Origin of the sequence: Arthrobacter koreensis (assembly GCF_035792275.1) — a bacterium.
Classification (GTDB): domain Bacteria; phylum Actinomycetota; class Actinomycetes; order Actinomycetales; family Micrococcaceae; genus Arthrobacter_B; species Arthrobacter_B koreensis_A.
Genome location: NZ_JAMWKK010000002.1, coordinates 63294 through 75300 on the forward strand (window position 1 = coordinate 63294; position 12007 = coordinate 75300).

14 protein-coding genes are annotated in these 12007 nt (G+C 66.0%); 7 read left to right on the top strand and 7 right to left on the bottom strand.

The features are described from left to right. Positions 1-12 precede the first annotated feature (12 nt). The 3 genes from NGB94_RS02235 to NGB94_RS02245 all read left to right on the top strand — a co-directional run bounded on the left by NGB94_RS02235 (position 13) and on the right by NGB94_RS02245 (position 2931). Positions 13-591, top strand: coding sequence for a DUF1992 domain-containing protein (locus NGB94_RS02235; protein ID WP_325788767.1), 579 nt, complete (start codon positions 13-15; stop codon positions 589-591). Positions 592-642: 51 nt separating this feature from the next. Further along, positions 643-1236, top strand: a complete 594-nt coding sequence (locus tag NGB94_RS02240; protein ID WP_325788768.1) for a GNAT family N-acetyltransferase — start codon at positions 643-645, stop codon at positions 1234-1236. A gap of 99 nt (positions 1237-1335) precedes the next feature. Then, complete coding sequence (locus NGB94_RS02245; RefSeq protein WP_325788770.1) at positions 1336-2931, top strand: Na+/H+ antiporter; 1596 nt, start codon at positions 1336-1338, stop codon at positions 2929-2931. A 25-nt stretch (positions 2932-2956) separates the two neighbouring features. Here NGB94_RS02245 and NGB94_RS02250 read toward each other — a convergent pair whose 3' ends face one another. The 5 genes from NGB94_RS02250 to NGB94_RS02270 all read right to left on the bottom strand — a co-directional run bounded on the left by NGB94_RS02250 (position 2957) and on the right by NGB94_RS02270 (position 7909). After that, positions 2957-3472, bottom strand: a complete 516-nt coding sequence (locus NGB94_RS02250) for a hypothetical protein (RefSeq protein WP_325788771.1) — start codon at positions 3470-3472, stop codon at positions 2957-2959. A 52-nt stretch (positions 3473-3524) separates the two neighbouring features. Next, positions 3525-5708, bottom strand: coding sequence for an alpha/beta hydrolase (locus tag NGB94_RS02255; RefSeq protein WP_325788772.1), 2184 nt, complete (start codon positions 5706-5708; stop codon positions 3525-3527). Then, positions 5708-6079 (bottom strand): DUF6507 family protein, encoded by a 372-nt coding sequence (locus NGB94_RS02260; protein ID WP_325788773.1) that lies wholly within the window; start codon positions 6077-6079, stop codon positions 5708-5710. Before NGB94_RS02260 ends, NGB94_RS02255 begins: the two co-directional genes overlap by 1 nt. 86 nt (positions 6080-6165) lie before the next feature. Further along, positions 6166-7503 (bottom strand): Y-family DNA polymerase, encoded by a 1338-nt coding sequence (locus tag NGB94_RS02265; RefSeq protein WP_325788775.1) that lies wholly within the window; start codon positions 7501-7503, stop codon positions 6166-6168. Next, the gene (locus NGB94_RS02270; RefSeq protein WP_325788776.1) at positions 7496-7909 is read right to left on the bottom strand and encodes a translesion error-prone DNA polymerase V autoproteolytic subunit; all 414 of its coding nucleotides are present in this window, start codon (positions 7907-7909) and stop codon (positions 7496-7498) included. The genes NGB94_RS02265 and NGB94_RS02270 overlap by 8 nt, the downstream gene beginning before the upstream one ends. Before the next feature lie 90 nt (positions 7910-7999). Here NGB94_RS02270 and NGB94_RS02275 point away from each other — a divergent pair, with 90 nt between their 5' ends. The 3 genes from NGB94_RS02275 (at position 8000) to NGB94_RS02285 (ending at position 9664) form a co-directional block, all read left to right on the top strand. Beyond that, positions 8000-8665: a uridine kinase gene (locus tag NGB94_RS02275; RefSeq protein ID WP_325788777.1), complete on the top strand. Its 666-nt coding sequence runs from the start codon at positions 8000-8002 to the stop codon at positions 8663-8665. Between the two features lie 117 nt (positions 8666-8782). Further along, positions 8783-8932 (top strand): hypothetical protein, encoded by a 150-nt coding sequence (locus NGB94_RS02280; RefSeq protein ID WP_325788778.1) that lies wholly within the window; start codon positions 8783-8785, stop codon positions 8930-8932. 105 nt (positions 8933-9037) lie between these two features. Next, a complete protein-coding gene (locus NGB94_RS02285) occupies positions 9038-9664 on the top strand; it encodes a TIGR00645 family protein (protein ID WP_325788780.1) in 627 nt (208 codons plus the stop codon). Between the two features lie 158 nt (positions 9665-9822). Here the strand turns inward: NGB94_RS02285 and NGB94_RS02290 are convergent, their stop codons facing one another. Continuing rightward, positions 9823-10185, bottom strand: coding sequence for a hypothetical protein (locus tag NGB94_RS02290; protein ID WP_325788782.1), 363 nt, complete (start codon positions 10183-10185; stop codon positions 9823-9825). 94 nt (positions 10186-10279) lie between these two features. Between NGB94_RS02290 and NGB94_RS02295 the strand changes: the two genes are divergently transcribed. Continuing rightward, entirely contained in the window at positions 10280-10993 is a 714-nt protein-coding gene (locus tag NGB94_RS02295) for an SOS response-associated peptidase (protein WP_325788783.1), read from the top strand. A 23-nt stretch (positions 10994-11016) separates the two neighbouring features. On the opposite strand, the gene NGB94_RS02300 is transcribed toward NGB94_RS02295, so the two are convergent. Further along, positions 11017-11985 carry an aldo/keto reductase gene (locus NGB94_RS02300; protein ID WP_325788785.1) on the bottom strand — a complete coding sequence of 323 codons (969 nt, stop codon included), beginning with the start codon at positions 11983-11985 and terminating at the stop codon, positions 11017-11019. Positions 11986-12007: the final 22 nt, after the last annotated feature.

Genomic DNA, 12007 nt, shown 5'->3' on the forward strand with positions numbered 1-12007 from the left:
GGATACGCAGCAATGGGCAACCGCGGGGCTGACGCCTACCGGCGTCGGATGGAACGGGCAGCAAGGATCCGGGCGGCCGGTACACCGGAGCAACCTGAGGAGACAGCAGAAGAAGCTGCGCTCCGGCGTCGGAAGGAACAGGTTGATCCGGCCAGCAAAGCGGACTACCTGATCCGGGACGCAATGATGCGCGGGGAGTTCGACAACCTGCAGTACGCAGGCAAACCCATCCCCAACCTTGCGGAAGCCAATGATCCCGACTGGTGGGTCAAGGGCCTGATCGAACGCGAGAACATCAGCGGCCTGGGACCTCCGGCGCTGCTGCTGCGGGTGGAGGACACGGAACTCGACGGCGTGCTGGACGCCAAGCCTTCCGCAGCGCAGGTGCGTGAAGCAGTGGAAGACTTCAACCGCAGGATCATTGAGGCCCGGCGGCAGCTGCTGGGCGGTCCGCCCGTCATTACTAAATTGCGGGACGTGGAACTGGAAGTGCAGCGCTGGCGGGAGCGCCGGGCCGGGGATGCCGCTCCGGATCCGGTGCCGGAGCCGCGCAGGCCGTGGTGGCGCAGGGCATGGAAGCGCTCCGGGTAGGCTCGTCCTGCCGGAGCGGATTTGAAACACAGACCTGGAGATGACGAAAACATGGGGATTGCACGGCTGGAGCACGCGTCGCCGGCGGAGATCGCGGCCCTGTCCGCGGTGCTGGCGGAGGCATTCGCCGGCTACGCCTGGACCCGCTGGACCGTGGACAGCGAGCGCCGGGAGGCCCGGATCGGCGCCATCCAGCGGATCTACCTGGAACACCTCGCCCTTCCGCACGGCGAAGTATGGGCTGACGCGGACCTCTGCGCCGTCGCCGTCCTGCTCCCTCCCTCTCTGGCAGAGCTGACCCCTGCGCCGCTGACACCGGAGCTGCAGGAGAGACTTGCATTCCTCCACGGCGAATCCGTCCGCAACCTCGAATTCCCCCTGCCTCAGCCGCCCGCCGGATCATGGACGCTGGCTACCATCGGCGTCGCACCGCAGGTGCAGGGCAGCGGCCTGGGCACCCGGCTGATGGAATCCATGCTGGCCGCCGGCCCGGACCGGTCCATAGCGCTGGAGACCTCCGCCGAATCAAACGTGGCGTTCTACCGCCGGTTCGGGTTCGAGGTCTGGGCAGTCTCGGAGATGCCCGGTGGCGGACCGCCGGTCTGGTCGATGCTGCGCGATCCTGACGGACCCGGTTCGGGGTGAGCCTGTGCGGCTGCCGTCCACCCTCGACGGAGCTGCCCGTGCTCGGCACACTTAAGGAGGCTGCCCAGCCGCAAAGTCTGCCCGACGGAAGGTTGGCCCGTGCTCGGTCTGGAACTTGTAGTGGCACTCGGGGTCGCCATTCTGGCCTGCTCGCTGGGCGCCCAAAGGCTTCGGATCGCCCCGCCGCTGCTGCTGCTGGCCGGGGGAGCGGCCCTGGGGTTTATTCCGGCGTTCCGGCAGGTGGAACTGCCTTCTGAGGTGGTCCTGCTGCTGTTCCTGCCCGCACTGCTGTACTGGGAAAGCCTGACAACGTCCCTGCGGGAGATCCGAAGCAACCTGCGGGGCATTGTCCTGACCGGAACCGGACTTGTTGTGGTGACTGCGGCAGCAGTCGCGTATACGGCCAATGCCCTGGGCATGCCCTGGGGGCCGGCCTGGGTTCTGGGCGCCGCCCTGGCCCCGACAGACGCCACCGCGGTGGCGGCCCTCGCCCGGAGCCTGCCTCACCGCAACGTCACCGTGCTGCGTGCTGAGAGCCTGATCAACGACGGCACGGCACTGGTTATCTACGCCGTCGCGGTCGGCATCGTGACTGGAGACGGCGGGTACACACCGCTGTCCATTTCAGGAATCCTCGCGTTGTCCTACGGCGGCGGCATTGTTGCCGGTCTGCTGGCGGCGTGGGCCGGGATCTGGGTACGCAGGCGCATCCAGGACCCCATGCTGAGCAACGTAGCCACCTTCGTCACGCCGTTCGCGGCCTTCCTGCTGGCTGAGGAAACCGGGGGGTCGGGAGTGCTCGCCGTCGTCGTCGTGGGCCTGATCATGAGCCAGGCAGGACCCAGGGTGACGGCGGCACTGGCCCGCCGCCAGTCACAGGCCTTCTGGTCCTTTTCAACCTATATGCTCAACGCGGCACTGTTCGTGCTGATCGGGATTGAGCTGCATGTGGCGGTGCGGCTGCTGAACGGACCGCAGATCGCCGTCGGGCTGGTGGCGGTGGCAGCGGTGTCCGTGGTCCTGGTGCTGGTGCGCATCGCCTTCCTGTTTTCCACCACCTATCTGATCCGGCTGATCGACCGGCGGCCGTCGCAGAAGCTGCGGAGGGTCAGCAACCGCTCCCGCATCCTCAGCGGCATGGCAGGGTTCCGTGGAGCGGTATCCCTGGCTGCAGCGCTCGGCGTTCCGGCGCTGACGGCCGCCGGCACCCCGTTCCCGGACCGGGGCCAGATCATCTTCGTGACGGCAGGCGTGATCCTGGTGACGCTCACCGTCCAGGGCCCGCTGCTTCCGGTGATCGTCCGCTGGGCGAAGCTGCCGGAGGATACCCGGCTGGAGGAGGAACGCCGCCTGGCAGAGATGCGCTCCGCCGAGGACGGGCTGTCGCTGCTGCCGGAACTGGCGGCGCGGCTGGGCACGGACGGACGGGTGGTGGAACGCCTGGAGCATGAGTACCGGCATCACCTGGAGGTGCTGCGGGCCAATAACGCTGCGCAGTCCCAGGGAGAACCGGCCCCGGCGCTGGAACGCTGGCAGCAGGAGACGGAGCTGCGGCTGGCGCTCCTCGACCGCAAACGCACGGTGATCCTGGCCCTGCGTGACGAGCGCACCATCGATGACCGCGTGCTGCGGCTGCTGGAGACGCGGCTCGACGTGGAAGAACTGCGCCTCACCCAGCCGGACCGCGACGAGTGATGGCGCCGACGGGACCGCGCCCGGATTACGGGGTCTCGGCGCTCACGTCGCCTTCCATTGACGGGTGGTCCGAGCACTCACTTTCAAAGAAGAAAAGCTGCTCTTCGTCGTTGGCGCCGTAGTCGATTAGCGCTCCGCCGGGGCTTTCCGCAGTCACCAGGTGGGTCCTCTTCGGTTTGCTCTCCGGAGGGGCATCGATCGAGCGGGTAATCCGGTAACCACGCTCCTCAAGGAATGCCTGCATCCGGTCACGGGCAGCCAGGGAGTCTTCCGGGGCTGGTCCCGAGAGTTCGAACTGCATGTACCGGTCCTCGCCGCTCCCCTGGGAGGTCTGGCAGGGAGTGGGCGTGAAGACGATGTCCGGGTTGGCGGGATCCCACGGGGAACCGTCGGCATAGGTCCAGCCGGCGGTTTCGGTGGCGTCCACGGCTTCAGCGGCCATCGCCGTGAAATCCGCGAAGATGGCGCCGGCCGGCCGGCCTTCCGGGCTGGAGGCGGGGCTGGCACTGCCCGTGCCTGCGTCAGCGGTGGACGGGGTCATGGAATCTCCTTGGGCACACGCGGAAAGGGTCAGCAGGACAGCCAGTCCGGCACTAGTCAGTGCCGAAACGCCTAACCAGCTCGCCGGCTTTGAACTCCAGCATGCGCCACTGCTCTTTGAAGTAGTCATCTGCTGCTTTCTGGTTGGCATCTACAACTGTGTCAAAAATAGTCTGGGAAAGGTCAATGCCCTCATTGACGCGGCGCTGAACCTCGTCGAATCCCGCGTCCGCCCCTCGCTGAAGGCGGTCCGCAACGGGGCCCAGAGGGTGTTCGTAGGGTCCGATATCCGGCAGGAACCGTTCCTGCAGCACATCCGCGGCTATTCCGGCGCCGGCCTGAATGGAGTCCGCCGCAGTGTCCTGAACCGCCTGCAGGCGGTCTACCAGGCCGGACCCGGCAGACTGCATGCCGTCGACCGCACGTCCCGGAGCATAGTAGATGTCAGCTGCCCTCCGGGCGGCGGCCTCGATCCGCGCATCGGTGGCTGACTGTGCGGAGGTTTCCAGCAGATGGCTGTTGCCCGTGCTGGCAGCGGCAATCTGCCACAGGCTTGCCGTCCCGCTGTCGAGGTACCCGCGTCCCAGCTCAGTTTCCATGATCCCCGCGCCCTCATCCATGCCCTGGAGGGAATGCCCGCCGTTGGCTTTGAGGTCTTGGCCACCCAGGGTCTGCGCTTCGGCGCTGAAAACCTCCGCACCCCACGACTCGGTGCTGGGACTCACCCGCTGATCACCGAACCGGGACCCGAAGATCCCGCCGGGGGCCACGAAATCAGCGTCGCCCTGTGTTGCAAGCACCTCCCGGGCATTCAGGTCGGCGGCGGTCCGTGCGGCCTGCTCATCGATCCCGGCAGATCCGAAGAACACCGCCGTGTCCACGGTATGCGAGGTTTGGCTCAGCGCGAACGCTGCGGTTGTGGTGCCGTAGGAGTGTGCCGTAACACTAACCCGGGGAACGTCGGCGGTTCTCGTGTTGTACACACCATCAATCACGGTCGCCAGTTTGTTACCCCCGGTTTGTGCCTTGTCGGAGAACAGGACTTCAGCTGATGGCGGCATATCGGGTGCGTCATAGCCGATCCACGCCACAACCGCGTGGCTGTCAGCGAACCTCATCTGCTGTTGGTAGATGCTGTTGGCTGCCCAGACAGCCCCCTCCATGTCCGTAGTCGAACTGCCCATGCCGGAAACATTAATGGTGATGTTTTCGGCGGTGTCCATGTTTCCGATCGCCACCGCGGCCAGCGGTGGTTCTCCCGGATCGAAGGAAATCAGGCCGCGCCCTTCCGGGCGCTTGCTGTTCGGTTGGGCGAGTGCCGCCTGGATGTTCTTGTAGGCCTGCCGCTGCTCAGGCGTGGCCCGCCACGCCGGCTTTAGGACCAGGGCCAGCACGGCAGCATTGGCTGCCGCCCGCAGGCTGTACGGGACGCCCTCGGTATTGCCGACGACGGCGGGCAGGTGCACTGCGAGCGCCTCACGCTGTTCAGCGGCGAGGCCATTCCAGAACCGGGCCTGGTCTTCTGCCGGTATGCCCAACCGCGGCGGATAGACGGCCGATTCGGGATAATCCGCAGCGAACTCCGCGTAGCGCCCCGCGCTCATTCCGGCCAGGAAATCGTAGTAGCGCTGAACATCCTCCAACGTGGCACCGGGAGACGTTGCCTGCCGGTGAAGGCGCTCGGCATCATGGCTTTGCAGGTCAATTGCGGCGCCACTGTAGAAGGACGGAACATCAGCGGAGGCACGGCCTATCAAGGCGAGGGCAGCGACGCACGCCTGGCGGGCCTCCTCATAGTCACGGGCCAGGGCATTTGCCCGATCCTGCAGATTCCACTGGTACCTCACAAGCGAGTCCTGGAACTGCTGGCCGGACGAGGGTTCGCCCAGCAGGTCCACCAGCTCAGCTTCAGCAGCGGCGATGTCAGTCTGCAGGCTCTCCCGGGCCTTGCGCAGCAGCCGGACCGATTCGGCGAAGTCTTCCAGCGCAGCCGCAGCGGACGACGTGCCCTGGTCAAGGACTACGGCCTGGCTGGCGGGCTTCTTCATGGCTGCCAGCACAAGATGCTTCTGGGGCGTGTCGTACAGCCCATCCAGCGCCGGCCATCTGCCTGCCGTATCCTCGACGGCAGCCTTGAAGCCGGCGCCTGCCAAGCGCAGGCGCTCTGCCTGGACAGCAAGAACGTCCGGGACCGGAGTTTTCGCGGTGGCAGAGAGATCAAGCTGCAGAAGACCCATCAGCGCACCAGCCAGCGTCCCGGGCCGCCTGGAGCCGGCGCGTACCGGGACTCCGCAAGGGACGCGGTCTTCCGTGCTGAATCTGCCATATCCAGATCCCCGGAAGCATAGGCGTCCACGCTCTCCCGGGTTCCTTCGATGGCGTTGTTGCAGCGGACCATGATGTCCGTCATGTCGTTGGCAATGACATCGAACCTGAGCCGGTCTACGGCGCCGGCCACCTCAGGGCAGGAGATCAAGGCGTTTTCGAGTTCATTCAGCGCCGCCTGGGCGGAGTCCTTAGCCGGCTCGCATTCGGCAAGCAGGTCCTGGCAGTCGCGCAGGAGCGACCGTGTTCCCTGCTCCTGGATGTCCCATCGGTTTTCCCCCATGCCCGGAACCGTACGGGCATCAGCCCGGCAGGTCCATGGGTACAACTCCCCATGTGGATAGCGGCGCCTGCCCGGGGAGCCTGGAGTCAGCGGGCTTTAACCACGGGAAGCTCATCCCACACCGTGGTGTAGCGGGGGGAAGAGAACTTCCGGGACATGGTCCATTCCGGGCACGCACTCGGCATCCCTGCCACACCCAGTCCAATGCTGGCCGACCCGTACTTGTCCGCCACCTTGCCCAGCAGCTCGCCGAGGTGACGGTGTTCCTGCTCCGGGACGAAGGCATCAAAGACCGGCTGGGCTCCTGCATCGGAAAGGCCGCTGAGCATTACCCCCGCCTTGGTGTAGGGGACGCCCTCCACGATCTGGTCTTCGAGCGCGCCCACCGCCGCGCGGGTCAGCACCACCGGATCGGACGTGGGGCTCTGCAGCTTGACGGTGATGGAAGGGAACGACGCCGCCTTGGAGCTGAAGTGCGAGGTCCCGGCATAGGCGGTGAGCACCCGTGCCTGCTGGTGTTCCCGCTGCAGGCGGGAAGCGGCTTGCTGGGCGTAAATGCTCATCACCTGCCGCATCTCGGCCGCCGTCGTCACCGGAACGGAGAAACTGCGGGAGAAAATCAGCTGCTGCCGGTCAGCGCGTTCCTCCTCCTGCGGGAGGCAGGGCGTGCCGTTGAGTTCCAGGACGGTCCGCTGCAGCGTCACGGAGAAGCGGCTGCGGATTTCCGCAGGATCGGCGGCTTTGAGGTCGGCCACGGTCCGGATGTCCATGGCACCGAGCCGCTTGCCCAGCTTGGCACCTACGCCCCAGAGCCCGGTGACCGGCACCCGGGACATGATCGCCGCCACGGTCCCCGGGTCCATGGTGTCCAGGTTGCAGACCCCGTTCAGGTGCCTGTTCTGCTTGGCAATCCGGTTGGCGAATTTGGCCAGCGTTTTGGTGGGCCCGATCCCCACGCAGACCGGCAGCCCGGTATTGCGCGCCACGGCGGCGCGGATCCGCGCCCCCTGCGTATCCAGTTCCCGTGCCGAACCTGCCAGGCCCAGGAAGGATTCGTCGATCGAGTAGACCTCCTGCCACAGCGCGTACCGGCCCAGCAGTTCCATGACCCGGGAGCTCAGGTCGCCGTAGAGCTCGTAGTTGCTTGACCGTTGGATCAGGCCGACGCGCGGAGCGGCCTCGGCCAGCTTGAACCAGGGCTCTCCGGTCTTGATGCCAAGGGCTTTCGCCTCATCGGAGCGTGCCACCACACAGCCGTCATTGTTTGAAAGCACGACGACGGGCAGTCCTTCCAGCCTCGGGTCGAAGGCGCGCTCACAGGAGACATAGAAACTGTTGACGTCCACCAGGGCAATCCGGTGCAGCTGTCCAGCGGGGGAACCGGCAGGGGCAACGGCACCAGGCGGGAAAGCCGGATCAGACATGGTGGAGGCAGCGGGTCACGACGCCCCAGATGGTCAGCGCAGCCGGGTCCGGAACGCCCACGTCCCGGTACCCGGGGTTCTCCGCGGCCAGGACAATTCCCCGGCCGGTGAGCCGGAGCCTGCGCACCGTCAGCTCTCCGTCCAGGACAGCGATGACCACTGACCCGTCGCGGGGCGTGAGGGAGCGGTCAACGATGAGTTCGTCTCCGTCGCTGATACCGGCGCCGGACATTGAGTCGCCGGAGACCCGGACGACGTAGGTGGAAGTAACGTCCCTGATCAGGTGCCGGTTGAGATCAATGCGCCCGTCGAAATAATCGCGGGAGGGGCTGGGGAAACCGGAAGCGGCGTCGGCGTCGGACGCCGCAGCGGAGCGGGAACTGCCGGAGACATTGAATACAGGCATCCGCCGGGCACCTCCGCTGCTGTTTAGAACATACTTTCGATTACTCAACACTAGCACCGGATGGGCATGCGGGAGATAGGGTGGCGTGCTGTGGAACCACTATTCACGGCGAAGGCGGACGCGGTGCTCGAATGGGTGGCCGCGATGCTGCCCGGCCCGCCGGCAGGCCGGCGCGTGTTTATTGGCGTGGACGGGGTGGACGGCGCCGGCAAAACCACCTTCGCCGATGCCCTGGGTGCCCGCCTCCGCCGGCCCGTTATCCGGATTTCGCTGGACGGTTTCCACCGGCCCAGCCGCGAGCGCTACCGGCAGGGCAGATTCTCACCGCTCGGATTCTTCGAAGACTCCTATGACTACGCTGCCTTCCGGCGGCTGGTGGTGGATCCGCTTCGTCCCGGCGGTTCGGGGCTGTACCGTGCGGCCAGCCATGACGTTGCCTCCGACCAGCCGGTCTTCGGTCCGGAACTCTCCGCGCCTGAACCGGCCGTGGTCCTGGTGGATGGACTCTTCCTGCACAGGCCTGAGCTGTCCGGCATCTGGGACGCAACGGTTTTCCTGGATGTGTCCTTCGAGACATCCTGCCGGAGGATGGAGCTCCGGGACGGGGCCGATCCCGATCCGGCGGCACCTTCGAACCGCCGGTACGTCGGCGGGCAGCAGCTGTACCTGGCTGCCTGTAATCCGCGTGCCGCCGCGTCTGTGGTGGTGGATTACAACGACGCAGCAGCTCCGCGGCTGGTCCGTCCCGTCCCGTGAAAGCGGCTGCGAAGAGCCGGGCACAGCCGCGCCTGCCGGAGGGAGGAGTGGCCTGGCGAACGGCCCCGGAGCGCAGCCGGTTCGGGCTGGGTCCGCTGCGGCGATACCGTTAAGCGCATGAACGTTGAGGTGTACATCCCGCCCAAGCTCGGCCGGGAGCTGGAAGAGCTGGCTGCGGAACAGGAAGTTCCGGTGGAGACCCTTATCCTCAACGGGGCCCGGCTGCTGCTGGAGCACCGCAACCGCCGCAACCACGTCCAGTCCTAGCCCCGGGCGTCCCGCATCCTGCTGTGATTCACTGCACAGGGCGGCGCCATGACCGCTGGCAGCCGGCTGCCGACAGTCCTCACCGGTAATAGGTGAGGAGAACCAGTGTCCGTTCTGCAGGAACAAATCCGGTCCGGTGTGTCCGGCCCGCTGCCCCCGGCCGGCAGGAGGAGTGCGCGCGGCTACCTCGGGGCGGTCATGTTCGCCAGCCGCTGGCTGCAGGCACCCCTGTATCTTGGGCTGATCGTGGCCCAGATGCTGTATGTGGTGACCTTTATGCGGGAACTGTGGCACCTCGGGACGCACATCATGGTCCTGACCGAGGCCGAGATGATGCTGATGGTTCTTGGGCTGGTGGACGTGGTGATGGTTGCCAACCTCATCATCATGGTCACGATCGGAGGTTATGAGACTTTCGTGTCGCGGCTGTCCGTGGACGGCCACCCGGACCAGCCCGAGTGGCTGTCGCAGGTGAATGCCAACATCCTCAAGGTGAAGCTGGCCATGGCGATCATCGGAATTTCCTCCGTGCATCTGCTGAAGTCTTTCGTGGAAGCACGGACCTACTTCGAGGATCCGGTCATGGGCAGCCATGCCGGGGACGTCCTGATGTGGCAGACGCTCATCCACGTGGCGTTCATCCTCTCCGCCATGGCGCTCGCCTGGATCGACAAGCTGAGCATCGCCTCGCATGCGGCAGTTTCCCGCAGGGACTCCGGCGCCGAGAGCTAGTGCCGGGAACCGTAGCTGGGTTCCCTCAGGGTGGAGCCGCTGATGCGGTGCATCCGCTGGCGGCAAAACGGGTCGTAAACGGCGACGCCGATCCGGCCGGTTGCGGGATCGGCGCATCGGATGCAGGTGCACGGGGCGTTCACGTGCCTTGAACCTTTCTACTGCTGGGAAGGGAACTGGGTGCTTCCATTTTTACTCCCCGGTGCCGGCGTCCTCTCGCCGAGGGCTGTCCGGGACCGGCCGGATGAACGCCGGGAAACAGCCGATGCCCAGACCCAGGTGGCGCGCCGGGTTCCGGCGTCTTCCCACAGCACCTGCACTGCTTTCGCTGACCAGGTGCAGGTTTCGCCGGCAACATGTTCGGCGCAGCCGGGAAACCGGATCCAGGCCCAGACCGGGATGGCGGGCATGGCGGTGGTGGGCGGGAAGTGGTCAAAATCAAGTTCTTCGGGGGTCAGCCCGATGGGTTCCGCGCGCCTGGCGTACCTGGCCGCGAGGCGCGCCGCAGCCTGGGGATCCATAATCCAAGTAGAACATATGTTCGAAACAGTGTGGCGGGTCCGGATGGACAGCATGGTCTGGGTTCCCCGGCCGGATTGCGGCACAATGCTGTCCATGTGCGGACGATACGTAATGGCCCGGGCCACGTCAGACCTGGTTTCGGCCTTCGCGGCTGACCAGGTGGTGGGGGAAGACGTTGAACCCTCCTGGAACGTTGCCCCAACCGACGACGTGCGCATCATCACGGAACGCCGCGACCCGGATGGCACGGTGCGCCGCCTCGCCACGGCCAAATGGGGACTGGTGCCGGTCTGGGCCAAGGACCCCAAGATCGGTGCCCGGATGATCAATGCGCGCCGGGAAACCATCCTGGAGAAGCCGGCGTTCCGCAAGGCAGCAGTGAAGCGGCGGGCGCTGGTCCCGGCGGACGGGTACTACGAGTGGGAAAAGACCGAGGACGGGAAAGTGCCGACCTACCTGCACCCCACCGTGGCTGATCCGATTGCCTTCGCGGGCCTGTATGAATTCTGGCCGGATCCGAACCGGCCCGACGACGACGAGCACAAGTGGCTGCTCAGCGTTACCATCATCACCACCGAGGCGGCTGACGAGCTCGGCCACATCCACGACCGCACGCCGCTGGTGGTGCCTCCGGACCTCTACGCTGAATGGCTGGATCCGCAGCTGACGGATGCAGAGGCCATCGCGACCCTGCTGGATGCGATCCCGGATCCGGTCCTCAGCCCGCGTGTGGTGTCCAGCGAGGTCAACTCGGTGCGGAACAACGGCCCGCAGCTTATCGAACCCGCCGGACCCGCTGCGGGCTGAAGCCTGCCGGGCGGAGTGTCCGGCTACCAGGCATAGTCTTCCGGAGCCGGCTTGTGTCCCGGGAAGATCCCGTCCAGCTTCTCCAGCGTTGACTGGTCAAGCTCCACCTCCAGGGCCGCCAGGGCGTCGTCGAGCTGGCCCATGATCCGCGGGCCCACAATCGGGGCGCTGACGGCAGGCTGGTGAAGCAGCCAGGCGAGGGCAAGGATCCCGGGTTCGATTTCGAGTTCCGCTGCCAGGTCCTCGTAGGCCTGGATCTGGCCGCGGTGCTTGGCCAGCAGCTCCTGGACCCGCCCCTCGGCCCGCCGTCCGCCCTCTTCCTGGGACTTCAGGATGCCGCCCAGCAGCCCGCCCTGCAGCGGGGACCAGGGGATGAGTCCCAGTCCGTACTGCTGCGCAGCCGGAATCACTTCCAGCTCCACGGACCGGTTGATCAGGTTGTAGATGCTTTGCTCGGAGATCAGCCCCGCGAACCGGCGGCGCCGGGCGCTCTCCTGTGCCTGGGCAATGTTCCAGCCGGCAAAGTTGCTGGAGCCGTTGTAGATGATCTTGCCCTGGGCCACCGCGGTTTCCATGGCCTGCCAGATTTCGTCCCACGGGGTGTTCCGGTCAATGTGGTGGAACTGGTACAGGTCAACGTAATCCGTCTGCAGCCGCTTGAGGCTGGCGTCCAGAGCCTGCCGGATGTTGAGTGCCGAGAGATAGGTCTGGTTGGGGCCGGGGCCCATGGAACCGTAGAGCTTGGTGGCAATGACGGTTGATTCACGCCGTCCGCCGCCCTTGGCGAACCAGCGGCCGATGATCTCCTCGGTCAGTCCTTTGTTTTCCCAGCCGTAGACGTTGGCGGTGTCGAAGAAGTTGATGCCGGATTCCCGGGCCGCATCCATGATGCCGTGGGCTTCAGGCTCCGGAGTCTTGGGGCCAAAGTTCATGGTGCCCAGGCAGAGACGCGAGACCTGCAGGCCGGCACGGCCCAAATGCGTGTACTTCATGGTTCCTCGGTTCCTGGTTTGC